This is a genomic window from Bacillus sp. TH13, from assembly GCF_016651175.1.
GTDB lineage: Bacteria > Bacillota > Bacilli > Bacillales > Bacillaceae_G > Bacillus_A > Bacillus_A thuringiensis_S.
The window spans coordinates 180,337-205,417 of sequence record NZ_JAEKEJ010000020.1 but is presented as its reverse complement, the minus strand read 5'-3'; the positions used below and the strand labels follow the sequence as shown (position 1 = coordinate 205,417).

The window sequence follows — 25,081 nt, the reverse complement described above, 5'->3', positions numbered from 1 at the left end:
GGGGTCCTACTGCCCGTTAATTCGGGATAAAAAAGAAAGCCCGGAATACATCCGGACTTTCATTATCTGTTCAACACTTCAATATACGAAGCATCTCCAGTTGTTCTTAATGCAGAGCGGAAATTGTTGTTTTCCAACGTTTTAGCAACTTGTTGTAATTGCTGTGCATCATCGTGATGAATAATTAAACTGTCAGCACCGCTTTCTTCTATATGAATGTGTTCGACATTTCCAATGGCATCATGTACAGCTTTTAAAAATTCAGGTTTCATAATGTCCTCCTATATGTATGTAACGTGTTTATTTAGTATTTCCTTATTTTTGAAATATAAAAGTAAATGAAAGGAGAAATAAAATGAATATAAAGCAGTTTAACGAACATATAACATCACTATTTGGAGAGCATCTTCATAAATATGGCGATGATGAATATGGTTTTACTTATATAAGTAAAGATGAATTTCACAAAATCGGTTACACAACAAATTTAACGTTAGAAACTATTGAAGAAGCGTATCGAAATGGAGTCGATATGATAGTTACACATCATGCGCCGTGGAGTTTTTTATTTGGTATGGAAGAGGCTTGTATTGAGAAATTGAAGCAATATGAAATGAATCATTTTTGGATTCATTTGCCGTTAGATTTTGTAAAGTTTGGCACGTGTACATCGTTATTTAACGAAATTGGGATAGATACAATACTGGAATATTCAACCTATGAGGAAGAAGAACTACCGGGAATAGGAAAATATAAAGAAGCGATTCCTTTTTCAAACTTAGTTGGAAAACTTGAAGAAAAAATGGAAGAGAAAGTGAAGAGCTGGAGAAATCACGATAAACCAGTAAAACGGATTGCGATCTTAACCGGTGCAGGAAACAATACAAATTTGATTGAACGTGCATTAGAAAAAGGATGTGACACGTACATAACAGGTGAAAAAACATTATATACAGTGCAACATGCGAAATTTAAAGGAATTAATTTAATTGTAGGCAGTCATACGTTTACAGAAGTGTTTGGTGTAGAAAGTTTGGCTCATAAGTTAAAAGAAAGAGATAATTCAATAGAAATTATTAGATTAAATGAAGATCATTTGGAGTGAAGAAATCACATCGTATTACCATAAATGGAATGAACTATATGATGGAATATTGAAGGAAGCAGTTGAAATGAAATAAAATTATTTTTTGTTATATTAAGATTTTTAGGAGGAATTCCTTTATGTTTGTCAAATGATAGTAAAGGTGTCTTTTGAATTAAGGAAATATTCGGAGTTGAAGGGTGAGAGAATGGACATTTCAATAATCACCGCACAACTAGTTAAGGAAAAAATTATTTCACATTATCCAAATAGCGTAAAAGCATTAAACGGGGAACGACAAGTACTATATATTTGTTAGATGAACAATACGTTATAAAGTTGAATGAATCGGATGTCATACGTGAAGAAGCTTATTTTCTTCAGTTTTATAAAAAGGACGAATTATTTCCAAAGCTTTTATATAAGGAACCTTTAAATCGCTATATTGTTTACTCATTCCTTGAGGGCACAACTTCTTGCAAACTAGGCCATAAATGGAGTGTTCTTAGTAAACTTGTAAAGAAAGTTATCAAATTGAAAATAAAAAAGTAGATCATTATCAACAAAAATCAGTTTAATAAAAATATAGGGATAGGGGAAATTATGATGAAAAATTTCGTTTGTACAACGTGTGGCGTGCAGTATGCAGCGAGTGTAGAAGAACCGGTGAGTTGTCATATTTGTGATGAAGAAAGGCAGTATGTGAATCCGAAAGGGCAGTCTTGGACGACTTTAGAAAATTTGCAAACAGATGATACATATAAAAATGAAATAATCAAAGAGGAAAATGGACTTTATAGTATTACGACAAAACCAGGATTTGCGATCGGTCAAACGGCATTTATAGTGAAAACAGAGTCATATCGTTTACTGTGGGACTGCATTACGTATTTAGATGAAACGACAATTGCGAAAATAAAAGAGCTTGGTGGATTAGATGCAATTGCATTGTCTCATCCTCATTATTATTCAACGCAAGTAGAATGGGCAGAGACATTTGATGTACCAATTTATATACACGAAGATGATAAAGAATGGGTGATGCGCCCAAGTAGTCGTATTATTTATTGGTCTGGTGAGTCTTTACAATTAGCGGATGGGATTACTGTACATCGTCTTGGAGGACATTTTAGTGGTGGTTCTGTATTGCATTGGGAAGAAGGTAATGATGGAAAAGGGATTTTGTTAACAGGTGATATTATTCAAGTTGTAGCGGATGAGCGGTGGGTAAGTTTTATGTATAGCTATCCAAACTTAATTCCATTACCAGCGAGAAAAGTGGAAGAAATGGTGAACCGAGTGAAGCCGTTACAGTTTAATCGTTTATACAATGCTTTTCATCGAGTAGTAAAAGAAAATGCAAATGAGGCAGTTGAACGTTCTGCTGACAGGTATATAAAAGCAATAGAAGGAAAGTTGTTTCATACGTAAAAGGAGAGTAGCTTAATGAAAACGTTAGTATGTTTTGGAGATAGTATTACAGCTGATGATGTATTTTTTGATGGGATACCTAGATTAACGCCAAGGTTACAAGTAATGTTTCCAGATTGGAAAGTAGTGAATGCAGGTGTTCCAGGTGATAATACGTTCGATGCGTTAAATAGGATTGAAGAAGATGTAATATTATATAAACCAGATTTCGTAACAGTTTTTCTTGGTACGAATGATGCGGTCTCTTTTTCACAAACGTCACTACAGGAATACAAAGAAAACTTAGAGCAGATTGTGAAACAGATTTCATCAAATAAAGTACTACTGATTAGCCCTGCACCAGTTGATGAAGAGAGGCAGCACAATAGAACAAATGAAGTGCTCTGTCAGTATGCAGACGTGGTAGAGGAAGTGGCGAAAGAAACAGGAAGCTATTTTCTAAATTTGTATGCTGAAATGATTCAAGAACTGAATTATAAAGGGTTTGTAGAAAATGATGAAAAAGATGGATTACACTTTGGGCCAGAAGGCTATGAGTATGTAGCGAAGTTAATTGGTGAAAAGTTAAAAGGGATTTTATAAAAAAGCAAAGCGATATCGCTTTGCTTTTCATTTTTTTTAGTAGCTCAATCTAGAAATGCTTGCTGCAATGCTTTCAGTCCATCGCTGTAAATACCATGAAACAGATTTATTACCTCTTCATCACTAACCTCAACAGGAGTGAAAGTACCTGACCACTCTACTAACGATGTGTTACTTTCAGTACCTTCTTTAACCTGGATTGTAGATAAATAATTAGTGACTGGGAACGGTGCATTCATGATTGAATACGTGTAGTAGCGTTCTTTATCATTGAATACTTCTAAGCGTTCTATAATTGTATCGCCATCTGGATTAGCTAGATGACGTACACGACCGCCTTCAGTTAATTTACTGCTAGGTATATAAGGTAACCAGTCTGGAAGGGAGTTGAAACCTCCGATTAATTGCCATACTTGTTCAGGTGAAGCAAAAATTTCCATAGATGTAGTAGTATGTGCCATATTCATTACGCTCCTTTTCATCCCGGTATTTACGGGTAAATAATCAGTGGGGGATGCTCCCACTGATTAAATTTTCATTATTATTTTACGTTGATTGGTAGTGGTGCATTAGGTGCTACTAGTTTTTGTTCGCGCATTTCTTCCCAGAATGCTGCTGGAATTACTGTATTTAAGGCATTTTGGTCTTCTACAATTCGTTCCGGTTTACTTGCCCCAGGAACAACAGCAGCAACTGCTGGATTAGCTAGTGAAAATTGTAGTGCAGCAGCTTTGATGCTGATATCGTGACGATCTGCAAGAGCTTTGATTTTCTCAACTTTTGCAATAATTTCTGGCGATGCTTTTTGATATTCGAAGTGAGCGCCTCCAGCAAGAATACCTGAGCTATATGGGCCACCAACAACAATATCCATATTATGCTTTACAGCTGCAGGCATTACTCGTTGCAATGCACGTTCGTGGTCTAATAATGAATAGCGACCAGCTAATAAGGATATATTTGGTTTTGCTTCTTCTAGATCAAGCATAAGTTCAATTGATTCTACTTTGTTTACTCCAAGCCCCCAGCCCTTAATAACTCCTTCTTCACGTAAACGTGTAAGCGCACGGAATGCTCCTGTTCGAGCTGTTTCAAATTGTGAAACCCACTCATCACCATAAAAGTCTTGTGCTAAATCATGAATGAAAACAAAGTCTAGACGATCTGTTTTTAAACGTTTCAAACTCTGCTCGATAGAACGAAGTGTTGCATCTGCGCTATAGTCATTGATCATTTTATTTTTGCGACCAAATTCGAAAAGTCCGCCTTTTTCACCTAAATCACGTGCAGTTGGATCCTCTAGTTCATCCGAAATAGTTCGACCTACTTTCGTACTTAAAAAGTAATCATCACGATTTCTTTTTGACAGTGCTTCACCAAGACGGATTTCCGCTAATCCAGATCCATAAAGTGGAGCTGTATCAAAGTAACGAACGCCATTCTCCCAAGCAGCATCCACTGTAGCGATTGCTTCTTCCTCTGGGATATTACGGTACATATTCCCTAGTGGTGCTGTACCAAACCCGATTTTTTCTTTTAGTAATTTACTCATTATAGATATCCTCCTAAAATGTATTTGGAAATTATTTACTCATTATGAATGGATGTGAAAATTAAAACATGTCATTTCATCATCTGACAAAATGTATGATAAAAATACTCACTTTAAAGTACAGGTACTAACAGGTAATTTTTAATACTGCATGACTCACTCAACTCTTACAAATGCTATTATGAAATGTATTTTACATAATGAAAAGTACGTACTTTAAAGTGATATAGATACTAAAAAGTAACACAGGTACTTTTTAGTACCGTACTACTCATCTACTGTTTACGTATGCTATTATGAAACATGTTTAACACAATAAAAAGTACGTACTTTAAGGTGCTATAGATACTTAAAAGTAATATTTAAATATTTTAGCTTATTTGTCTTATAAAATTATTAAAGGAGATTTTTATATGAAAACATACAATATTCCTGTAGAGGCGACTTTAGAGGTTATCGGTGGAAAGTGGAAAGTAGTTATCCTTTGTCATTTAAAGAAAGACAAAAAGAGAACGTGCGAGTTAAAACAATTAATGCTTGATATTACACAAATATAGTAAAGAAGTAGGGATGAAAATCGAAATGGTTTCTATCCCTACTTTTTCATTTTATATATAAATTAAGAACTAAAACTATATACTTTTAAAAAGTAAACTATATAATAAATGTAGAAACGAAAATTTATGAGCAAGGAAGTTGAAAAACATGACATTAACAATGGGCTTTATTGGATTTGGAAAATCAGCTAACCGTTATCACCTACCTTATCTGAAGACACGTAAAAATATAAAAGTAAAAACGATTTTTGTGCGTCAAATAAATGAAGAATTAGCGGCTCCATATGAGGAAAAAGGTGTTTACTTCACTACTGATTTGGACGAATTGTTGAATGACAAAGAAATTCAAGTAGTGACGATTTGTACGCCAGCACATACGCATTATGAATTAGCAAAAAAAGTTATACTAGCCGGAAAATCAGTTATCGTTGAAAAACCATTTTGCGATACAGTAGAACATGCGAAAGAATTATTAGCTTTAGGACGAGAGAAAGGTGTAGTCGTTATGCCTTATCAAAACCGTCGTTTTGATGGTGATTTTTTAGCTGTAAAGCAAGTAGTTGAACAAGGATTCCTTGGTGATATTATTGAGATTGAATCACATATTGATTATTTCCGTCCTGGTTCAATCACTCATGAAGCCCCAAAAGAAGAAGGTTCATTTTACAGTTTAGGTATTCATACGATGGACCGCATGATTTCACTATTCGGCCGTCCAAATACAGTGACATACGATATTCGTAATAATGAAGTGGAAGGTGCGGTTGATAACTATTTCGATGTTGGTCTACATTATGGAAATCAGTTGAAGATTAAGCTGAAAACGAACCATGTCGTAGCAAAAGATTATCCACGCTTTATCGTTCATGGAACAAATGGCTCATTTATTAAATACGGTGAAGATCAGCAGGAAAATGATTTGAAAGCGGGTATTATGCCTGAGAGTGCAGGATTTGGTGAAGATTCGCCGATGTATTATGGAATTGCTAAGTATCGTAATGCAAATGGTGACTGGATTAAAAAACAAATTAAAACGCCGCTTGGTGATTACGGTCGTTTCTATGATGCCGCGTATGACACAATTGTAAATGGTGCACCAAAACTTGTGAAAGACGAAGAAGCGGTAACGAATATTGAAATCTTGGAAAATGGATTTGCTGCCCCATCACCTTCAGTTTACAAACTTGAGGCTTTACATTTGAATGAATAGAAGAGGGGATAGAGTATAAAGGAGGTATGGAAATGGCAAGCGGATCAACACAAGTAAAATACCTCGGCATTTATCAAAAGATTAAACAGCAAATTTTAGACGGTGAATATAAAATCAACAAAAAAATTCCGAGTAGCCCCGTCCTTGCTGAAGAATTCGATGTTTCAGCACTTACTATTAAAAAGGCGCTGGATCTATTAGTTAGAGACGGCTATATCATCCGCCGGCGCGGAAGTGGAACAGTAGTGCAAGATTGGCGTCAGCAGGAAAAGGCACGAATGATTCAAACTTTAACAGGTACGAAAGCTGTTTACGGCAGTGAGGTAAAAAGTGAAATTATCGAGTTTGCGATTGTTGGTGCTGATGAAGTAGTTGCTGAGAAATTGGGAGTTTCAATCGGTGATTTCGTCTATAAGATCATTCGCCTTCGCATCATTCACAGCATTCCGACGATTATGGAGCATACATGGATGCCAATTTCGGTTATCCCAGGTGTTGAGGCTTCTGTTTTAGAGGAGTCGATATACTCACATATTCAAAAAAAACTGGGCCTTGAAGTAGGGACATCTGTTGTCAGGGTTAAAGGAATTCGCCCAGATGATAGGGAAAAGCAGTTTATGAACTTAACAAATCAGGATTTCCTAATGCGAGTTGAACAAGTAGCTTACTTAACGGATGGACGAACTTTTGAATATTCTTATGCAGATCATCTACCGGAAACCTTTGAATTTGAAACAGTTATTACGGCAAAAAATTATAAAGAGACATAAAAAACGGTTGAGGCAAGTATTGTCTCAACCGTTTTTTTTATCTTGGATAGAATTTACACATATAGTAGGAGCAGTTATTATTCATCGGCTGTAATCAGCATGGATGTGTTCCCGGTTTTTTCAAGATGAACTTCTCCCCAGGAACAGAGGGAATCGAGTATAGCTCCTAAAGACGAACCGTAATCCGTTAAAGAGTACTCTACTTTCGGTGGTACTTGGTCATATATTTTCCTTTGGATTACACCATCTTCTTCTAGTTCCCGTAATTGTTGCGTTAACATTTTTTGCGTAATACCAGGCATTAATCGTTTTAATTCACTCGTTCTTTTTGTCCCTTTTTTTAAATGACAAAGGATAACAACTTTCCACTTTCCGCCAATAACTTCTAAAGTCGCCTCTACAGGAATATTGTATGTTTTCATAAAAAAACTCCTTTGATGAATTTAGATTATAGTTTTGAGCTTAAATACGTTGTAATACTAAAATTATTTCTTTTTAGTGCCTATAACACTTTAAAGTACGTACTTTTTATTATGTTAAATATATTCCATAATAGCACTTGTAAGCAAGAAATGAATAGAATGTACTTTAAAGTATATTTGGAATTGGTTAGCCGTAAAAATGCGGGGATATTTACACAAAAGAAACCGATTTATACGTTAATAGAATGAATCCAAGACTTAACATTTGATTTATAGAACTGTAAAGTTTAAAATTACAGTAAGATTTTTAGAAGTGAGTTGTCATCGTCTGTAAAATGTAGTTTCAACAATGTTATAGAAGAAGCATTTTGAAAAGAAATGAATAGTAGAGATAAACGAAACATTGCAGAATAACTAACATTACGTGAATTTGATTCTAAACTGTAATTTTTTTTAATACATTTCAATAACCGATATGTAAAATGTACGTTTGATAAAAAACATTAAAGGAGTGAGTTAAATATGGTAATTCTATATACAACAGCAAGCTGTAGTTCATGCCGAAAAGCGAAAGCATGGCTTGAAGAGCATCAAATTGATTATATTGAAAAAAACATCGTATCAAATTCTATGACAGTTGATGAGCTTAAATCAATTCTTCGTTTAACTGAAGAGGGGGCTACTGAAATTATTTCAACTAGATCCAAAACTTTTCAGGACTTAAATATAAATATTGAGGAGCTTTCGCTTAATGAATTTTATAAATTAATAATCGAGCATCCGCTAATGTTGCGTCGCCCAATTATGCTGGATGAGAAAAGATTACAGATTGGTTTTAATGAGGAAGAAATTCGCAAGTTTTTACCACGTAGCGTTCGAACATTTTTGAACATTGAACTGCAAAAATTGGCCAATTAATAAGTAATATTTTTTAGAAAAAGTTTTTTGAAAGGAGGAAGCAGAAGATGATTGAAGTATGTGTTACAGTTAATTATAATGATAGAAATTATCAAACAAATGTTATTGTGAGTAAAGATACGATTTGGACAAAAATTAAACAACTGGCAGAAGAACAAGTGAAGAAACAGTGGAGTGTTTAATTTTATTTTCAACTTAAAAAGCTAAATGAAGTTATCGGATATAGGTGAGACCGGATAGAATATAAAAGAATTAATTTTTTATGGCAAGAAGTATTCTATATGTTTTAACGTTCTAACCTATCTGTAATATTTATGGCTACAGTATGTTAATATATGAAAAACAATATTTTTAATCGTAGGAGGAAAACCATGAACAGCGACTTTACCTTGGCCATACACAGTTTAACTTATTTAGCTTTACAGCCAGACAGGATGTCAACAAGTAATGCTATTTCAGAAAGTGCGGGGGTTCACCCAGTACGTATTCGCAAAGTGCTAAGTTTGTTAAAAAAGCATAAGTTTATACAATCAAAAGAGGGAACTGGTGGAGGTTTTATTTTCGCTCGCGATTTAGATGAAGTTAATCTTTGGCATATTTATCAGATAACCTCTGAAGGTGCTTTGCAGCCGAAGTGTCCGGAATCAAACAATCAGTGTGTTGTAGGTTCGAACATGCGAAAAGTTCTTTTCGCTATTTTCTTAGGTGCTGAAGAACATCTAGGTGAATACTTAAAGAATTATACAATGAAAGAAGTTGTTGACCTTATCAATCATGAGCGTTAAGCGGCTTAATTATTATATAGCTGTGAGTTTTTAACACTTAAATGTAACGGAAAACATTACAGTTAAGTTTATTTTTTTATATGTTGTTTATCGTGATTAAAAATAATTTGTAGGAAGGTGAAAGAGTATGATGTCAAAGTATAATCCTGTTTTAAAAGTAGGAGATTGGGTTCGAGGGATATCGGTAGAGGGTGAATTAATACTTGGTTATATTGAATCATTTGATAATGCAGGGGAAGTAGTTAAGGTTAATGTTGTGAAATGTGACAACAGAGATACAATAAATAAAACAATGTCCTTTTTAAGTAAACACGTAAAAAAACTCCCTGAATCAAAGGCAATAAATAAGGAGCAAATTCTTTATCTTATAGACCTCGCATTATTAACAGGAGACGAAGAATGGTTTATCGGGCTTTCTTCAAAATTAAACTCGATAAACGAGCTAGTTAATGGGGGAGTTTAATTTTTTAGCTTATGCTCTAATCAATAATATCCTCTCTTTTGTTGCATCTTAATAAAAGAGAGGATTGATGTTATGAAAATAAGATTAACAATGGTTAGCATCATATGTCTGTTTAGTTTTTTATTACCCTGCATTTCTGCTCAAGCAATTGTAAAAAAGGAACATGATATAAACAGAAATTTTGGCATAGATTTAACCGGTTATGAACTTTATTCGTTTGGCGACTTTAACCAATTAGATTATAAGATAACGCCACTTACTCAGTTGTTTTTAGGGATAGTGCAAACAGAAGGTGAGTGGATTAATGAACCACGATTATATATTAAGGGAAATAAAGGTTATTTTCATCTTTTGAAAGCGGACGGTACGAATGTTCTTTATACCGTTGAAAAGAGCGGGGATTTTTGGAGAATTATAGATGTAAAAAGAAAGAAAATAAACAGAATACCTGTACCAAAAAAGTTTTTAAAAGAAGTGGTAATTGATCTCTTATTGGAGCCGATAAGCAAAGAGGTTGAAAACTATTATAAGGAACCAAAACTTTGGTATCGAGGTTCTGAAAAAATACTTGAAATAAAAAAAGATACAACAAACTATATTTTTTATGTAACTGTTCAAATTCAAACTTTTGAGGGTGCACACAATCCGCCTTATGGAGAGGACACAATTACTTTTCGCATAAAAGGAAATGATCTAAAAACGATTCATTACAAACATAGAGATATTCCTGAAGAAGAGTCGAACAAACTACAATTAAGATAACATTGAAGTGATTTGTTTGTGCATCCTTGATAATGATAATTATGTAAATGAGCTGTCCATATTGGGCAGCTTTTTTGTTTTTTGTTCAATGTAGTTTTTTTTAAGTGTATATGAATTCAATATTAATAATATATATCCTAAAATTTGGTTTTTGTATTTGGGGAATCTTTTCTTTTTACCTACATTAATTATTTATTAGAATATCTTTTATGTTTAAAATGAAATTTTTTGATAAAAGGGGATATAAGTATCTCCATCATGAGTTACCTAGAAAAACAATGTATTATTGTATTTTTTTACTAACTAATTCAGCTTTAAGCGATAAAAACAATGGCTACATGCTAACTGTAAAATATTATCCATATAAAATTATTCCGCTTTAATATTTCTGAAAATATAAAAATATTAATTTTATAAATATACACGTTATAATGAGGGCGTCGAGAGAAATTTTATTATCTCTGGAGAAAATATAAAAAATGCGATTCTTAGTAAGAAAGGTGTGTGATTAGAGGCGAAATGTATGTAAAGTGCTTCAGTGGCTTGTGTAAGCAATATCATCAGTGCTGCCGAAGTTATTAAAGTAATGTATAGAATTGAGAAAGAAATGCCTCGCAAATTAAGAGAGGCCGGTTTAGCTAAAATTACTGTTAAAAGTAAAAAAGAGAAACCATTAAAGTAATACACTGTTATTAGAAATGTTGCAACGTATTTATGAAGTCTATTCTATATTGTTCTCTTAAGGGGTCTTTATATAAAGAGCGGATATTACGAGTAAACTTTTTTGTGAACGCTAACAATTATATTAGGACGCTAACTAGCGAATGTTTCAATTTGGTTTCATTATGATGAAGGACATATAATGTGGGGCAACTTGTAAGGAATTTATTTTCCGAAAGGGAATATTTGTTAGCAGCAAAGAGAGATGCAGAAATAGATACAAGGGGGAGTTATTATATGAACGGGAATACTGCAAAGAAAATAGAAGTTCAAGCTGAAAATACCGCACTAAAAAATGAGCAATATGCAGATCCGAAAAAGTGGCATAAGCAGGATACTACATGGGCACTGAGTCTATTTGGAACTGCAATTGGAGCAGGGGTGCTCTTTTTACCGATTAATGCAGGTTCAGGTGGTTTATTATCTTTACTACTAATTACATTACTTGCATATCCAGTTATGTACTACTCACATAGGGCGCTTGCTAAAATGATATACGCTTCTAATTCTGCTGATGAGGGGATCACAGGTACAATTAGAGAGTATTTCGGAAATAAAGCGAGTATCATTTTTAACATCGTATATTTCGGTTCAATTTATACAATCGTATTAATGTATTCGGTTGCGCTTACAAATACTGCAAGTAGTTTTATCGTGCATCAATTGCACATGCCAGAGCCTCCAAGGGCTATTTTATCACTTGTATTAGTTCTTGGTCTTATCGCTATACTGAATTTTGGTCAAGATATCACTGTAAAGATCATGAGTATGCTAGTGTATCCTTTCATAGCTTCTCTACTGTTTATCGCAATATCTTTAATTCCACAGTGGAATACGTCAATGCTTAGCTTTTCAGCTGTTTCTACTGCTTCAACAGGAACAGGATATTTGGGAACGATACTGTTGATTCTACCAATCATCGTATTCTCATTTAATCATTCACCTATGATTTCATCATTTGTTGTGAAACAGAGAGCTACGTATGGAATCGAAGCCACTGATGCTAAATGTGCGCAAATACAAAAGGTTTGTTATATCATGACATTCGTTGTAGTTATGTTCTTCGTTTGGAGTAGTGCACTGAGCTTAACTCCAGAGGATTTAAAAATGGCAAAAGAGCAAAACTTATCAATTCTTTCATACCTTGCGAATGAACTTAATTCACCTGTAATCACGATTGCAGCTCCAATTATTGCTTTTGTGGCTATTACAAAGTCTTTCCTTGGCCATTATATCGGAGCATTTGAAGTAATGCGTGACATGATTATTAAGTTCGGTAAATCACGTGGAAAAGATATTGAAGAAAAAACAATTAAGACAATCATCCTTACTTTTGTTGTATTATCATGCTGGTTTGTTGCTTATACAAATCCAAGTATTCTTGGACTTATTGATTCTCTAAGCGGTCCTTTAGTTGCTGCTATCTTATGTCTATTACCGATGTATGCAATTCAAAAAGTACCAGTACTAGCTAAATACAAAGGGAAAATGAGTAACGTATTTGTTATTATTGTAGGTGTACTTACTGTTTTAGCAAGTATTAAGTCACTATTCTAATTCACTATTATTGGTATTAGTGTAAAAATAGTTAACACGAAAAACCTTTTGGACAAACTTCTCACATTGGAGAGTTTGTCCTTTTTTATTCAATCTATCAACTTTAATGTTAATTTTTGCGATTAGCGAAAAAAAGCCACCTTTCATATGAAGTGAACCCCGAAAACGGGACACCAATCAAAACACCTAAACCACTTGTTCCCTAAATTCTTTAGGGGATAGGTGGTTTAATTTTTCTTGAATTCGCACACAATTGTAGTAATGAATGTATTCTAGCACAATCTTTCGCACAGTTGTGTTGGATACTTTTGTTATCTTTTGTGAATAGAAAGCTTCACTTTTTAAATGACCAAAGAAGCTTTCCATGACGGCATTATCATGGCAATTTCCTCTCCGGGACATGCTGGTGATCATGCCGTTTTCTTTGGCATACGCTTGAAATTCTTTTGCTGTATAAATACTTCCTTGATCCGAGTGAAGAAGGACATCTTTTACTTTTCGCCCTCTCATTGCTTGTTTCAATGTTTTCATCGCTAATGTCAGTGTTTGTGATTCGCTGATGACACAACTAATAATTTCACGATTAAAGGCATCCATGATCGTTGATAAATACAAGGTACGCTCTCCAAATAAGAGATACGTCACATCCGTAAACCACTTTTCATTTGGTTTGGATGCATCGAATTGGCGCTCCAATCGATGAGGGGCTACCATTGGTTCCGCACCATTGATATATTTCTTTTTCTTCCGACGCACTTTTGAAAGAATATGATTTTGTCTCATGATTCGTAATACTTTTTTATGATTGACACACAGTCCCATTTTTCGAAGAGTAGCGGTCACTCTTCGATATCCATACCGGAATTTATGCCTAAGACAGACGTCCTTTACTCTTTCTTCTATATCATCTTTCAGATCTTCCGTTCGTTGTAACCAACGATAAAATGTAGAACGGGGTAATTCTAATACGTTACACAAGTCTTTTACCGTTATTTTTGTTTGTACATTTCTCCATAAAGTAACTACAGTTTCTGGTTTCAGCCCCTTTCGATTTCCAGATACTTTCCCCATACAAGTAATTTTGTTTTTAGATGTTTATTTTCTAAACGTAGCTGTTCTAATTCACTGAGCTCTTTTGGTCCTTTTCCATAAGAATATTGTTTTCCTACAGGTTGTTGAAAACGATACGTTTGATCTGTACGATACCATTTCATCCATGTCTTAATTTGGGAAACATTTTTAATTCCGAGTTTCTCCATAATTGCACGATTTGAATAACCGTCTTTCTTCATTTCAATGACTTTCCACTTTGTTTCTTCTGGGTAATGAACTCTTGTCTTCAAACGAAAAACACCTCCAATGAATTTGCATACTTAGTATGCGAATTCAGGAGGTGTTTTTTCATGTACCACTATTCGGGTTCACTTCAATATAAGGTGGTTTTTTCAATATTAATATATTTTAATTATTCGCGTCTAAATGCCTTTTTTGAAGCAATTAGCTCTAAATTAGTACCATCTGGGTGCTATCCTATGCCCATCAAGCTAACAAAATGGATTGCCTCTGAAACAAAACAATGATTTTTATTACTATAAAAAACGTAAAGTATCTGTTTTTAGAAAAAATTTATTTTTATAAATTGATGGAGATATAACTCAATTCTTTTATGTGTTTAGTTAAATATAATAAAAGAATGAACTTAAAGTTGCTAGAACAAAATAAAACCAATTGAGCAAAAAAACTTGCAAAAATAAAAAGAGAGATGTATATTAATTGACGGATCAATGATTGACACGTCAATTAATATTTTGACAAGAAAGAAGGGTGGATATTGATGGCGCAGCCATCACCAGACACCTTAAGCAGCTTGAAGCCAAAGGAATAGTATTAAGAAGAAAGAAGTCTGAGGATAACCGTATAACACGTGTTCGGTTATCTGAGCAAGGACGAGAACAAATAGAGTCTTCCAAGGAAAGAAAAGGAACGTTTTATGAAGGGAATGTTCGTGAATATCAGTGGAGAAGAACGCAAAATACTTATTCATGTTCTATTACAGATGCAAAAAAATGTAGAGAATAGAGAGTGTAGGGGGGCGGAATAGTGTGGAAATAATCGCAGCTATTTTAGTCGGGATCGTAGCATTAGAACATTTATTTATCATGATCATCGAAATGTTTTTTATTGATTCAAAAGTAGCGAAACGTGCTTTCAAATTACCGAAGCATTTAGAAGGAGATCGAAACGTAGCCATTATGTTTGCAAACCAAGGTTTATATAATGGATTTTTAGCCGCTGGTCTCGTTTGGGGACTTGTACTTGGACTCAATCCAATTGGTTATATGGTCCAATTATTTTTCGTGATTTGTGTGGTGGTAGCAGCTATTTTCGGAGGTTTTACATCTAATAAATCAATTATTGTGAAACAAGGACTTCCAGCTGTTTTAGCACTGGTTGCCCTTTTATGTATGATATAGAATCAAAGTTTCTCAATAAAAGAACTCATTTTTGAAAAAAATACGCTATTCTTTCTTTAGAATTATAGGAAAGGATGGCGTTTTTGTATGTCTATTTCTATATGTAGTGAATTATAACTATTCCCTCAAGGGATTCAAATGCTTTTCAGCTTTTGGATATATTTTCATCCATCTTTGTTTCCTCCTATTGTTGGATAGTGTAATAATTGATAAAAATTTTGATGAAATTGGATTATAATGATTGATCAAAAAATTTAGTGATTAAAAATATTATTCTTTAGTACATACATTTTTAAGATGTTAAATATATTTCATAATAGTCTCTGTAAGATAGGGATAAGTAGAATAGTACTTTTTATAACTTTGAATATCATTCATAATAGCACCAGTAAGAAGAAACCAAGCTTTATGGTACTAGTTACCAAAGATGTTACAGTAGTTTATTTAGAATCAGATTGATTGAAAGGTTGTACTATATGGCCTAATAATTTCGAAAAAATGTCGGTGTGGCATAAAACAATTATGGAGGTTAAAGATATGAGTACTTCAAATTTGAATGAAATAAGTAAACAAATTTTAATAGAGGAGGAAACACTTCAATTTACCTCTTTTACAAATGAAGATGCACTGCAAATAGGTTTATTTATCGTTGAAACAGCAAAGAAAGAGGGAAAATTGATTGCTGTTGATATAACGAAAAACGGTGTGCAATTGTTTCATTTCAAAATGACAGGGACAAATGAGGAAAATACGAAATGGATTGAGCGTAAAAAACGAGTCGTTTCCCTGCATGATCATAGCTCGTATTATATGCAGATACAAAGTGAAATAACTGGAATCTCATATAATGAAAAATATCTTTTAGATACTTCGGAATATGCTGCGTTTGGTGGCTGCTTTCCTATCAGAATAAAAGACGTAGGGGTTATTGGAATGATAACAGTTTCGGGATTACCACCAGAAGAAGATCACGAATTGGTTATAAGAGCAGTTAAAAATCATCTGAAGCAATAATAAAAAGGCCAAAACGAACAAGAATATGTTCGTTTTGGCCTTTTTATTATTCATTTCATGTAATGAACATAGATCTAATCTTTCCCTAATAAATAGACGAGTACTAAAAGATATTAGGGAATGAAAAATCTTTAATTCGAGACACTTTTCTTGACGATGATAATTTATGTAGTTAATATGATAGATATAAAATAACTTAATTACTTTTAATAATTAAGTTATTTTATATAAGTTATAGTAATTAAGTAGTATGTGGTAAAAATGCTTTGAATTGCCACTATTAATATTGGGGACAATGAGAAAGCGACAAATATAAAAAATTTGAAGTTAAGAAGCAAGAGTGAATCAACAATGATAGTAGCTTCTGTACAATGCATTTTTACTATAGTGACAATGACTATACATCACGAGGGGGACTGAACTTGGAATCAATGACCTTTGTTTTATTTGGAGCGACAGGGGACTTAGCGAAACGCAAAATTTACCCCGCGCTATATAACTTATATAGAGATCAAAAGCTTCCAAAGCAAATATCTGTTATCGGGCTTGGAAGACGTGAAGTATCTCGTATAGATTTTCAAAAAAGAATAAAAGAATCAATAGAGACGTTTTCTCGCCAGAGGGAAGAAGGTACTTCAGAACTCGAAGGTTTTTTAGATAATTTTCGCTATTGTCCATTAGATGTGAGTAAGCCGGAAGATTATGAGAGGTTATTACAAGTCGTTCGTGAAAGGGAAGAAGAACTACATATAAAAGGTAATAGAATGTTCTATCTTTCAGTTGCTCCTGAATTTTTCGAGACAATCGCTTTAAATATTAAGGAAAGCGGACTCGATAAAACGGATGGATGGAAACGCCTGATGATTGAGAAACCGTTTGGGCACGACCTTACATCTGCTCGTGAGCTTAATGATAAGCTTAGTCGAACGTTTGAAGAAGACGAGATATACCGTATTGATCATTATTTAGGTAAACCGATGATTCAAAACCTTGAAGCGCTAGAATTTGCAAATCCTGTTCTTCAATCGATTTGGAACAAAGAACATATAGCGAATGTACAAATCACAGCTAGTGAAACGGTTGGGGTTGAAGAAAGGGCCGGATATTATGATCACGCAGGAGCCATTCGTGATATGGTTCAAAATCATATGTTACAAATATTAATGATGACTGCTATGAATCTGCCGGAAAAGGTTAATGCATGTGAAATTCGAGAGGAAAAGCGAAAGGTAATGGAGACGCTTCGTAAAGTGAAAAAAGAAGACGTTCAAAACCATATCGTTCGCGGTCAATACGCTTCAGGAGAAATAAAAGGCGGACAAGTTGTAGCGTATAAAGAGGAGTCAGGAGTAAATCCTTCTTCTAACATAGACACATTTGTTGCTGCTCGCCTGTGGATCGATAATCCATTTTGGACTGGCGTTCCCTTCTATATACGAACAGGCAAACGAATGAAAGAAAAGTCTACTCGTATTGTAATTGAATTTAAAAATACGTTAAAACAGCAATATCAAGATAGTAATCCAAATGCAGCACCTAACTTGTTAATAATTGAAATTAGTCCAGGTGAGAACGTTTCATTACAGTTAAACAGTAAAAATCCATTGAAAAATGGAGAAATTGAACCGATGCGTATTAACTTTACTTGTGAGCAAGCGGATGTGGGAGTACCTGAAGCGTATGAAAGACTCATTCATGATGCTGTGAGTGGAGACGCTACATTCTTTGCACATTGGAGAGAAGTTGAATTGTCATGGGAATGGGTACAACCAATTCTTGAAGCGTTCGAGGAAAACTTATTGCCGCTTCATGAATATGAGTCTGGTTCATATGGTCCAGATGCGTCTAATGAACTGTTGCAAGAAAGTGGATTTAAATGGTGGTTAGATCAAGAGACGGAAAAATAAGTACTTTCTTTAATGAAAGCATTTAGGGGGACGATTACTATGACACAAAACATAAATCAATTAGCAGTGAATACACTTCGTACGTTATCGATTGATGCTATTAATGCGGCAAACTCAGGTCATCCAGGTCTTCCAATGGGAGCAGCACCAATGGCTTATGCATTATGGGCGAATCATTTAAATTACAATCCTAATCACCCAGAATGGTTTAACCGTGATCGTTTCGTTTTATCGGCGGGACATGGATCTAGTCTATTATATAGCCTACTTCATTTAGCTGGATATGACGTTTCAATTGATGACTTGAAAAACTTCAGAAAGTTAAATAGTAAAACACCAGGACATCCTGAATTTGGTCATACTCCTGGAGTTGAAGCGACTACAGGCCCGTTAGGACAGGGGATTGCTAATGCTGTCGGAATGGCAATGGCAGAAGCTCATTTAGCAGCGAAGTTTAATAAGGATGGTCACTCTATTATAGATCACAATACGTATGCTTTAGTTGGAGATGGTGATTTAATGGAGGGTGTCGCTTATGAAGCGATGTCAATGGCAGGACATATGAAACTTGGCAAGTTAATTGTACTGTATGATTCAAATGAAATTTCACTTGATGGTGAATTAGGCATTGCTTTCTCTGAAGATATTCAGAAAAGAGCAGAATCTGTACATTGGCAATATGTAAGAGTTGAAGATGGAAACGATGTTGATGCTATTACAAAAGCCATTACATTAGCGAAAGAAAATACGGACCAACCTACTATTATAGAAATTAGAACAATTATAGGTTATGGAAGTCCAAAAGTTGCTGGAACAAACAAAGCACACGGTAACCCACTTGGAGTAGAAGAGGCGACAGCGACAAAACAAGTGTATGGTTGGCATTATGAGGAAGATTTCTTTGTACCTGAAGAAGTAAAAGCTCATTTTAATGATTTGAAACAAAAAGGTATTGAAAAAGACAATGACTGGAATGAGCAGTTCAACTTATACAGAGAAGCGAATCCTACACTGGCAGATGAATTAGAAAAAGCAATTACAGGTGAAGTTTTAATCGAAGCGAATGATATTCTATCCTTTGATACTGATAAAACAATTTCGACTCGTGTTGCAAGCGGGGAAGCTATTAATCATTATGTGAAATCGATTCCTTCTATTTTTGGTGGAAGTGCAGATCTTTCGCATTCTACTATGACAGATATGAAAGGTGAAGCAGTGTATGCAGTAGAATCGTATGCTGGACGAAATATATACTTCGGTGTACGTGAACATGCAATGGGCGCAGCAGCGAATGGACTGGCACTTCATGGAGGAGTAAAACCTTTCGTAAGTACATTCTTTGTATTTAATGATTATCTTCGTCCATCCATTCGACTTGCTGCATTGCAAAAGTTACCTGTTACTTACGTATTTACACATGATTCGATTGCTGTAGGAGAAGATGGTCCAACGCATGAACCAATTGAACAATTGGTAGCTCTTCGGGCAATTCCTGGTTTAACAGTTATCCGCCCGTCAGATGCAAATGAAACAGCGAGTGCTTGGGCATATGCTTTACAGCAAACGGATGGTCCAGTCGTTTTAGTACTTAGTCGTCAAAATTTACCGGTGTTTAATGAAACGAAAGCGAACATAGAGAATCTTTCTAAAGGAGCTTATGTATTAACGCAAACAAATGAAAATCCGGATGTAATTTTAATTGCGACAGGTTCTGAAGTTTCTTTAGCTGCTAGTGCGAAAGCAAAATTAGAAGAAAATCATGTTTCTGTTCGCATCGTTGCAATGCCAAGCTGGGAGCTATTCGATCACCAATCGAAAGAATATAAAGAATCGGTTCTTCCGTCTTCTGTAAAGAAACGAGTATCTCTTGAGATGGGTGTCTCTCTCGGCTGGGAGCGTTATGTAGGACAAGAAGGAAAAGTGCTATCAATTGAAACATTTGGAGCTTCAGGAACTGGAGCTGAAGTCATGAATCTATTTGGATTTACGACAGAAAATGTTGTTCAAATTACAAAAAGTGTACTGAATTCTTAAGCTATGACTGTGAATACCGTTCTGGATTTATCAATACTGAAAGGTATTCACAATCGTAGTGATATGGATTTTTAATAAAAGATAATCTGAGGAGGAATTATATTATGCAAGTAGGATTAATTGGTTTAGGTAAAATGGGATTAAATTTAGGGAAAAATTTAATTGATCATAAACATGAAGTAGCAGCATTTGATTTAAATACGAGCGCAGTAGAAGAAATGAAAGAGTATGGGGCTACAGGTACATCTAGTTTAAGTGAACTTGTTCAGTCATTACAATCACCAAGAATTCTTTGGGTAATGGTACCACACGCTGTTGTTGATTCTGTTATTGATGAGGTTACACCATTGCTTTCAAAAGGAGATATTTTAATTGAAGCGGGTAATTCACATTATAAAGAGTCTATCCGCAGATATGAGCAATTAAAGAAAGATGGCATTCACTTTATGGATGCAGGAACTTCTGGCGGAATGGAAGGCGCTCGTAATGGTGCTTGTTACATGATTGGAGGAGATCAAGAAGCTTGGGACATCGTTGAACCTATCTTCCGCGATACAGCTGTAGAAAATGGGTACTTATATGCTGGAAAAGCTGGTAGTGGTCACTTCTTAAAAATGATTCACAACGGAATTGAATACGGTATGATGGCTGCTATTGGTGAAGGATTTGAGGTTTTAGAAAAAAGTGAATTTGACTACGATTATGAAAAAGTATCAAGAGTATGGAACAACGGTTCAGTAATCCGCTCTTGGTTAATGGAATTAACTGAAAATGCATTTTCTAAAGATGCAAAACTGGATGAAATTAAAGGCGTTATGCATTCTTCTGGTGAAGGGAAATGGACAGTAGAAACAGCATTAGACCTTCAAACAGCAACTCCTGTTATTGCGATGTCTCTATTAATGCGCTACCGCTCATTAGACAATGATACATTTACAGGAAAAGTTGTAGCAGCTCTGCGAAATGAATTTGGCGGACATGCAGTAGAAAAGAAATAAAGTGAAACTTTAATCAGTGGGGGCTTCATCCCACACCAATCGGGCTTTTACGGGATAATCATATTAAACATGTAACTCATCAACGTTTAAAAACTGGAGGGAATTGATCATGAAATTTTTTATTGATACTGCAAATCTTGAGGACATAAAAAAAGCATATAAACTTGGAGTTTTAGCTGGTGTTACAACGAATCCTTCTTTAGTAGCAAAAGAGGGCATTAAGTTTGAAGACCGTATCGCAGAAATTTGTCAGGCAGTACCTAAAGTTGAGTCTGTATCGGCAGAGGTAACTCCGGATGCTGTTACGGCAGAAGAAATGATTGCTCAAGCAGAAGAATTAATTAAAATTAACGGTGGCGATAAAAATGTCACGATAAAACTTCCAATGACGCTAGCAGGATTAGAAGCTTGTCGCTATCTTACTGAAAAAGGTGTGAAAACGAACGTTACACTTATTTTCACTGTGAACCAAGCACTTTTAGCTGCTCGAGCAGGTGCAACGTACGTTTCTCCATTTTTAGGACGTTTAGATGATATTTCTGAAGATGGAGTACTATTAGTTGCTAAAATTGCTGAATTATTCGATGTTCATCAATTAGATACACAAATCATTGCGGCTTCTGTTAGACATCCAGATCATGTCACTCGTGTAGCGATGGCAGGTGCTCACATTGCAACAATTCCTTATAAAGTAATTGAGCAACTTGCTATGCACCCATTAACAGACCAAGGTATTGAGAAATTTGCTGCGGATTGGGCGAAAGCGCCTAAATTATAATGAAGTGAAATGTTCACTAATTACTTTTTTACGAGAGGGTCAATCTCTATGTAACTTCATCCTATAAACTTAATCTCGATTTTGGCATCTTATTACGTGAAAACAGCAATATCATAAAGAAACGATTCATTTTCAAATTAGTACAATAGATATGAAAAGGCCCCCTTATGAGAGTAAAGTTAGTTAGCACGTAATTCTCATAAGGGAGAGTCTTTTTTCGTATAAACCATGGTGCTCCCAAGTATGTATACATAATCAGTAAAGAATTGAGAGTGTTCTTTTGTTAATGGGATATTCTGAAAGGGGTTACATAGTGAGATCGAAATATATGATCGGTGTAGATATTGGGACAACTAGTACAAAATCGGTTTTGTTTTCAATTGATGGATCTGTTATTGCAAGTCATGGAATTGAATATCCTTTATATTCTCCTACGCCTGAAACAGCAGAACAAGATCCAGAAGAAATCTTTCAAGCGGTGATACATACGATTAAAGAAGTTGTGCAATCAAGTAATATACAAGCGGTTGATATTCTCTGTGTTTCTTTCAGTTCGGCAATGCATAGCGTTATCGCTGTAGACGAAGATGGAAATCCGTTAACGAGATGTATCACGTGGGCAGATAATAGAAGTGCAAGCTGGGCGGAGAAAATAAAGAATGATATGAATGGTCATGAAATTTATTTACGTACTGGGACACCAATTCATCCGATGTCACCACTTTCGAAATTAGTTTGGCTACAGAATGAGCGGGTAGAATTGTTCGCAAGAAGTTATAAATTCATTTCTATTAAAGAATATGTTTTCTACAAGTTATATAAAGAATATGTAATTGATTATTCTATAGCATCAGCAACAGGAATGCTCAATTTGAAATCTTTAAAATGGGATGAAGAGGCTTTACATGTTGCGGGAATTACAGATGACAAGCTTTCTAAACTTGTTCCAACAACGCACAGTTTAACAGGATTAGATGAAGAGCTTGCCAAAGAAATGAATGTACTTGTTTCTACGCCTTTTGTAGTAGGAGCGAGTGATGGAGTACTATCTAATTTAGGTGTAAATGCAATAGATCCTGGCGTTGTGGCTGTTACAATTGGTACAAGCGGTGCGATACGTGCTGTAACAAATCGTCCTGTAACAGATCCAAAAGGTAGAATTTTTTGTTATGCCTTAACTGAAGACCATTGGGTAATCGGTGGACCAGTTAATAATGGTGGTATGATTTTCAGGTGGGCTCGTGACCAATTGGGCACTTCAGAGATTGAACTTGCGAAGCGTTTAGGAAAAGATCCATATGAAGTACTTACTGAAATAGCAGCAAATGTGAATCCTGGATCTGACGGTTTATTATTTCACCCGTATTTAGCAGGGGAAAGAGCTCCTTTATGGAATGCAAATGCACGGGGATCTTTCTTTGGACTCGGATTGCATCATAAGAAAGAACATCTTATCCGTGCTGTTTTAGAAGGAGTAATTTATAATTTATATACGGTTCTTCTCGCTTTAAAAGAGTTAATTGGTGAACCGAAAAAAATTCAAGCGACAGGCGGTTTTGCAAGGTCGGAACTTTGGAGACAGATGATGGCAGATATTTTCCATCAAGACGTATATGTTCCTGAAAGTTTCGAAAGCTCTTGCTTAGGAGCTGCAATCCTCGGTTTATATAGTTTAGGTGAAATAGATACATTATCCGTAGTTTCTGAAATGGTAGGTGCAGATTTTCATCATGAGCCAAACATGGAAAGTGTGGAAAAATATAAAGATTTAACGCCAATCTATATTCGTCTGTCCCGTCAATTGGAAGAAGAATATGAAAGTATAGCAGCGTACCAAAAAAAGTGGGTTTAAAAGCTATTTATCAAGAAAATATGGTAACGTATAAAGAGGTACTCCGATTTTTTAGGATACTCTTTCAACATAAAATATTTTAAGAAGTATGATGAACGAAAAATATAGGGAGAGAGGGTTATAAAAATGAAGGATAACAAAGAGTTTATTGGATATGTTGGAACTTACACGAAAGAAAATAGTGAAGGAATATATAAGTTTACTTTAGACACAGAAGCAAAAAAAATTAGTAATGTAACACTTGCCGCTAAGCTGGATAACCCTACATATGTAACGATTAACCGAAATAATGAATATCTCTATTCTGTTGTTAAGGAAGGCGAATCTGGTGGTTTAGCTGCGTATTCCATTGATAGTCATACTGGAGAACTAAAAGCGAAAAATAGACAAGTAGTAGAAGGTGCTTCTCCTTGTCATATTAGTGTTGATAGTGGAAATCATACAGTAGTTACAGCGAATTACCATAAAGGAACGATTGAGTCTTTTGAAATAAATGAAGAAAATGGAACTGTAAATCCTGCTTCATCTATTATGGCGCATGAAGGTTCAGGTCCAAATAAAGAAAGACAAGAAAAACCACATGCACATTACGCGGGATATACTCCTGATGAAAAATATGTGATAGGTGTTGATTTAGGAATTGATAAGTTAATTACGTATGAAATAAAAGATAGTACATTAACAGAAGTGAATAGTTTATCTGTAAATCCAGGGAGTGGTCCAAGACACATTACTTTTCATCCAAATGGAAAATACGCTTATGTAATGACGGAGCTTAGTTCAGAGGTTATTGCGCTAACATATAACTCGGAAGAAGGATCCTTTACAGAAGTACAGTATATTTCTACTCTTCCAGCAGAGTTTGATGAAAATAGTCAAGGAAGTGCTATCCATATTTCTTCTGACGGTCGTTTTGTATATGCAGGTAATCGTGGTCATAATAGTATCGCTGTTTATAGCGTAGATCAAAATTCAGGTCAGCTTACATTTATTGAACATACATCTACAGAAGGAAATTGGCCGAGGGACTTTGTATTAGATCCTACTGAAAAGTTTCTTGTTGCTACAAATGAAAAGTCACATAATCTTGTGCTATTTTCAAGAGATGAATCTACAGGAAAGTTAACACTTTTACAATCTGATGTTGTTGTGCCAGAGCCTGTTTGTGTGAAGTTTTTAAATGTTTAAGTTGTGTTCCATATAATTTCATA

General features: G+C 34.9%; 24 protein-coding genes and 3 pseudogenes. 22 read left to right on the top strand and 5 right to left on the bottom strand.

Annotation, left to right across the window (positions count from 1 at the left end; all coding sequences use genetic code 11):
* Positions 1 to 62: 62 nt before the first annotated feature.
* Complete coding sequence (locus tag JFU02_RS05790) at positions 63 to 272, bottom strand: hypothetical protein (RefSeq protein ID WP_000801646.1); 210 nt, start codon at positions 270 to 272, stop codon at positions 63 to 65.
* Between the two features lie 83 nt (positions 273 to 355).
* Between JFU02_RS05790 and JFU02_RS05785 the strand changes: the two genes are divergently transcribed.
* From JFU02_RS05785 to JFU02_RS05770, 4 genes and pseudogenes are all read left to right on the top strand, one after another.
* A complete protein-coding gene (locus JFU02_RS05785; RefSeq protein ID WP_098285351.1) occupies positions 356 to 1,105 on the top strand; it encodes a Nif3-like dinuclear metal center hexameric protein in 750 nt (249 codons plus the stop codon).
* Between the two features lie 187 nt (positions 1,106 to 1,292).
* Positions 1,293 to 1,615 (top strand): annotated as a pseudogene (locus JFU02_RS05780) (aminoglycoside phosphotransferase family protein); the annotation flags it as partial.
* A gap of 72 nt (positions 1,616 to 1,687) precedes the next feature.
* Positions 1,688 to 2,515, top strand: a complete 828-nt coding sequence (locus JFU02_RS05775; RefSeq protein WP_003307565.1) for an MBL fold metallo-hydrolase — start codon at positions 1,688 to 1,690, stop codon at positions 2,513 to 2,515.
* Between the two features lie 15 nt (positions 2,516 to 2,530).
* A complete protein-coding gene (locus JFU02_RS05770; protein ID WP_000855185.1) occupies positions 2,531 to 3,097 on the top strand; it encodes an SGNH/GDSL hydrolase family protein in 567 nt (188 codons plus the stop codon).
* Between the two features lie 44 nt (positions 3,098 to 3,141).
* Here the strand turns inward: JFU02_RS05770 and JFU02_RS05765 are convergent, their stop codons facing one another.
* Both JFU02_RS05765 and JFU02_RS05760 read right to left on the bottom strand, forming a co-directional pair.
* Entirely contained in the window at positions 3,142 to 3,558 is a 417-nt protein-coding gene (locus JFU02_RS05765) for an SRPBCC family protein (RefSeq protein WP_000951513.1), read from the bottom strand.
* Between the two features lie 80 nt (positions 3,559 to 3,638).
* Positions 3,639 to 4,649 (bottom strand): aldo/keto reductase, encoded by a 1,011-nt coding sequence (locus JFU02_RS05760; protein WP_000040537.1) that lies wholly within the window; start codon positions 4,647 to 4,649, stop codon positions 3,639 to 3,641.
* Between the two features lie 413 nt (positions 4,650 to 5,062).
* On the opposite strand from JFU02_RS05760, the pseudogene JFU02_RS32720 reads away from it, so the two are divergent.
* From JFU02_RS32720 to JFU02_RS05745, 3 genes and pseudogenes are all read left to right on the top strand, one after another.
* Positions 5,063 to 5,200, top strand: a pseudogene (locus tag JFU02_RS32720) (winged helix-turn-helix transcriptional regulator); the annotation flags it as partial.
* 154 nt (positions 5,201 to 5,354) lie between these two features.
* Positions 5,355 to 6,416 carry an oxidoreductase gene (locus tag JFU02_RS05750; protein WP_000176596.1) on the top strand — a complete coding sequence of 354 codons (1,062 nt, stop codon included), beginning with the start codon at positions 5,355 to 5,357 and terminating at the stop codon, positions 6,414 to 6,416.
* Between the two features lie 32 nt (positions 6,417 to 6,448).
* A complete protein-coding gene (locus tag JFU02_RS05745; protein WP_061666667.1) occupies positions 6,449 to 7,186 on the top strand; it encodes a GntR family transcriptional regulator in 738 nt (245 codons plus the stop codon).
* A gap of 77 nt (positions 7,187 to 7,263) precedes the next feature.
* Here JFU02_RS05745 and JFU02_RS05740 read toward each other — a convergent pair whose 3' ends face one another.
* Positions 7,264 to 7,608, bottom strand: a complete 345-nt coding sequence (locus JFU02_RS05740; RefSeq protein ID WP_000860826.1) for a winged helix-turn-helix transcriptional regulator — start codon at positions 7,606 to 7,608, stop codon at positions 7,264 to 7,266.
* Between the two features lie 522 nt (positions 7,609 to 8,130).
* Here JFU02_RS05740 and spxA point away from each other — a divergent pair.
* The 6 genes from spxA (at position 8,131) to JFU02_RS05710 (ending at position 12,813) form a co-directional block, all read left to right on the top strand.
* Complete coding sequence (gene spxA, locus JFU02_RS05735; protein WP_201070220.1) at positions 8,131 to 8,526, top strand: transcriptional regulator SpxA; 396 nt, start codon at positions 8,131 to 8,133, stop codon at positions 8,524 to 8,526.
* Positions 8,527 to 8,573: 47 nt separating this feature from the next.
* Positions 8,574 to 8,708 carry a BA3454 family stress response protein gene (locus tag JFU02_RS05730; protein ID WP_000573532.1) on the top strand — a complete coding sequence of 45 codons (135 nt, stop codon included), beginning with the start codon at positions 8,574 to 8,576 and terminating at the stop codon, positions 8,706 to 8,708.
* Positions 8,709 to 8,897: 189 nt separating this feature from the next.
* Positions 8,898 to 9,311 (top strand): Rrf2-family transcriptional regulator SaiR, encoded by a 414-nt coding sequence (gene saiR / locus JFU02_RS05725; protein ID WP_001083468.1) that lies wholly within the window; start codon positions 8,898 to 8,900, stop codon positions 9,309 to 9,311.
* 130 nt (positions 9,312 to 9,441) lie between these two features.
* Positions 9,442 to 9,774: an IDEAL domain-containing protein gene (locus JFU02_RS05720; protein WP_330548205.1), complete on the top strand. Its 333-nt coding sequence runs from the start codon at positions 9,442 to 9,444 to the stop codon at positions 9,772 to 9,774.
* A gap of 72 nt (positions 9,775 to 9,846) precedes the next feature.
* Positions 9,847 to 10,536, top strand: a complete 690-nt coding sequence (locus JFU02_RS05715; RefSeq protein ID WP_000702351.1) for a DUF3888 domain-containing protein — start codon at positions 9,847 to 9,849, stop codon at positions 10,534 to 10,536.
* 957 nt (positions 10,537 to 11,493) lie between these two features.
* Positions 11,494 to 12,813: an aromatic amino acid transport family protein gene (locus JFU02_RS05710; protein ID WP_001014165.1), complete on the top strand. Its 1,320-nt coding sequence runs from the start codon at positions 11,494 to 11,496 to the stop codon at positions 12,811 to 12,813.
* Between the two features lie 186 nt (positions 12,814 to 12,999).
* Here the strand turns inward: JFU02_RS05710 and JFU02_RS05705 are convergent.
* A protein-coding gene (locus JFU02_RS05705) for an IS3-like element ISBt2 family transposase (RefSeq protein ID WP_097821174.1) occupies positions 13,000 to 14,156 on the bottom strand; the annotation gives its coding sequence in 2 pieces (ribosomal slippage) (positions 13,000 to 13,904 and positions 13,904 to 14,156; 1,158 coding nt in all).
* 481 nt (positions 14,157 to 14,637) lie between these two features.
* Between JFU02_RS05705 and JFU02_RS32715 the strand changes: the two are divergent.
* From JFU02_RS32715 to JFU02_RS05660, 9 genes and pseudogenes are all read left to right on the top strand, one after another.
* Positions 14,638 to 14,688, top strand: a pseudogene (locus JFU02_RS32715) (quinone oxidoreductase); the annotation flags it as partial.
* 227 nt (positions 14,689 to 14,915) lie between these two features.
* The gene (locus JFU02_RS05695) at positions 14,916 to 15,287 is read left to right on the top strand and encodes a DUF1304 domain-containing protein (RefSeq protein ID WP_098285350.1); all 372 of its coding nucleotides are present in this window, start codon (positions 14,916 to 14,918) and stop codon (positions 15,285 to 15,287) included.
* Between the two features lie 498 nt (positions 15,288 to 15,785).
* The gene (locus tag JFU02_RS05690) at positions 15,786 to 16,301 is read left to right on the top strand and encodes a heme-degrading domain-containing protein (RefSeq protein ID WP_003307497.1); all 516 of its coding nucleotides are present in this window, start codon (positions 15,786 to 15,788) and stop codon (positions 16,299 to 16,301) included.
* 422 nt (positions 16,302 to 16,723) lie between these two features.
* Entirely contained in the window at positions 16,724 to 18,208 is a 1,485-nt protein-coding gene (gene zwf / locus JFU02_RS05685) for a glucose-6-phosphate dehydrogenase (protein ID WP_098838361.1), read from the top strand.
* A 39-nt stretch (positions 18,209 to 18,247) separates the two neighbouring features.
* Complete coding sequence (gene tkt / locus JFU02_RS05680) at positions 18,248 to 20,242, top strand: transketolase (protein WP_000193048.1); 1,995 nt, start codon at positions 18,248 to 18,250, stop codon at positions 20,240 to 20,242.
* Positions 20,243 to 20,346: 104 nt separating this feature from the next.
* On the top strand, positions 20,347 to 21,240 hold the full coding sequence (gene gnd / locus JFU02_RS05675) for a phosphogluconate dehydrogenase (NAD(+)-dependent, decarboxylating) (RefSeq protein WP_001195908.1): 894 nt from the start codon (positions 20,347 to 20,349) through the stop codon (positions 21,238 to 21,240).
* A gap of 109 nt (positions 21,241 to 21,349) precedes the next feature.
* Complete coding sequence (gene fsa, locus JFU02_RS05670; protein ID WP_000667681.1) at positions 21,350 to 22,018, top strand: fructose-6-phosphate aldolase; 669 nt, start codon at positions 21,350 to 21,352, stop codon at positions 22,016 to 22,018.
* Positions 22,019 to 22,346: 328 nt separating this feature from the next.
* On the top strand, positions 22,347 to 23,870 hold the full coding sequence (gene gntK, locus JFU02_RS05665) for a gluconokinase (protein ID WP_061666683.1): 1,524 nt from the start codon (positions 22,347 to 22,349) through the stop codon (positions 23,868 to 23,870).
* A gap of 126 nt (positions 23,871 to 23,996) precedes the next feature.
* Positions 23,997 to 25,058 carry a lactonase family protein gene (locus JFU02_RS05660; protein ID WP_000654320.1) on the top strand — a complete coding sequence of 354 codons (1,062 nt, stop codon included), beginning with the start codon at positions 23,997 to 23,999 and terminating at the stop codon, positions 25,056 to 25,058.
* The last annotated feature ends 23 nt before the right edge of the window (positions 25,059 to 25,081 follow it).

Excerpts from the sequence above, each read along its gene's own strand:
- saiR (WP_001083468.1), top strand. The coding sequence starts at position 8,898 with ATGAACAGCGACTTTACCTTGGCCATACACAGTTTAACTTATTTAGCT.
- JFU02_RS05730 (WP_000573532.1), top strand. The coding sequence starts at position 8,574 with ATGATTGAAGTATGTGTTACAGTTAATTATAATGATAGAAATTATCAA.
- JFU02_RS05745 (WP_061666667.1), top strand. The coding sequence starts at position 6,449 with ATGGCAAGCGGATCAACACAAGTAAAATACCTCGGCATTTATCAAAAG.
- JFU02_RS05775 (WP_003307565.1), top strand. The coding sequence starts at position 1,688 with ATGATGAAAAATTTCGTTTGTACAACGTGTGGCGTGCAGTATGCAGCG.
- JFU02_RS05710 (WP_001014165.1), top strand. The coding sequence starts at position 11,494 with ATGAACGGGAATACTGCAAAGAAAATAGAAGTTCAAGCTGAAAATACC.
- JFU02_RS05660 (WP_000654320.1), top strand. The coding sequence starts at position 23,997 with ATGAAGGATAACAAAGAGTTTATTGGATATGTTGGAACTTACACGAAA.
- gntK (WP_061666683.1), top strand. The coding sequence starts at position 22,347 with ATGATCGGTGTAGATATTGGGACAACTAGTACAAAATCGGTTTTGTTT.
- JFU02_RS05765 (WP_000951513.1), bottom strand. The coding sequence starts at position 3,558 with ATGGCACATACTACTACATCTATGGAAATTTTTGCTTCACCTGAACAA.
- JFU02_RS05740 (WP_000860826.1), bottom strand. The coding sequence starts at position 7,608 with ATGAAAACATACAATATTCCTGTAGAGGCGACTTTAGAAGTTATTGGC.
- JFU02_RS05790 (WP_000801646.1), bottom strand. The coding sequence starts at position 272 with ATGAAACCTGAATTTTTAAAAGCTGTACATGATGCCATTGGAAATGTC.
- JFU02_RS05720 (WP_330548205.1), top strand. The coding sequence starts at position 9,442 with ATGTCAAAGTATAATCCTGTTTTAAAAGTAGGAGATTGGGTTCGAGGG.
- JFU02_RS05750 (WP_000176596.1), top strand. The coding sequence starts at position 5,355 with ATGACATTAACAATGGGCTTTATTGGATTTGGAAAATCAGCTAACCGT.
- JFU02_RS05770 (WP_000855185.1), top strand. The coding sequence starts at position 2,531 with ATGAAAACGTTAGTATGTTTTGGAGATAGTATTACAGCTGATGATGTA.
- tkt (WP_000193048.1), top strand. The coding sequence starts at position 18,248 with ATGACACAAAACATAAATCAATTAGCAGTGAATACACTTCGTACGTTA.
- spxA (WP_201070220.1), top strand. The coding sequence starts at position 8,131 with ATGGTAATTCTATATACAACAGCAAGCTGTAGTTCATGCCGAAAAGCG.
- JFU02_RS05690 (WP_003307497.1), top strand. The coding sequence starts at position 15,786 with ATGTCGGTGTGGCATAAAACAATTATGGAGGTTAAAGATATGAGTACT.
- JFU02_RS05715 (WP_000702351.1), top strand. The coding sequence starts at position 9,847 with ATGAAAATAAGATTAACAATGGTTAGCATCATATGTCTGTTTAGTTTT.
- JFU02_RS05760 (WP_000040537.1), bottom strand. The coding sequence starts at position 4,649 with ATGAGTAAATTACTAAAAGAAAAAATCGGGTTTGGTACAGCACCACTA.
- fsa (WP_000667681.1), top strand. The coding sequence starts at position 21,350 with ATGAAATTTTTTATTGATACTGCAAATCTTGAGGACATAAAAAAAGCA.
- gnd (WP_001195908.1), top strand. The coding sequence starts at position 20,347 with ATGCAAGTAGGATTAATTGGTTTAGGTAAAATGGGATTAAATTTAGGG.
- JFU02_RS05785 (WP_098285351.1), top strand. The coding sequence starts at position 356 with ATGAATATAAAGCAGTTTAACGAACATATAACATCACTATTTGGAGAG.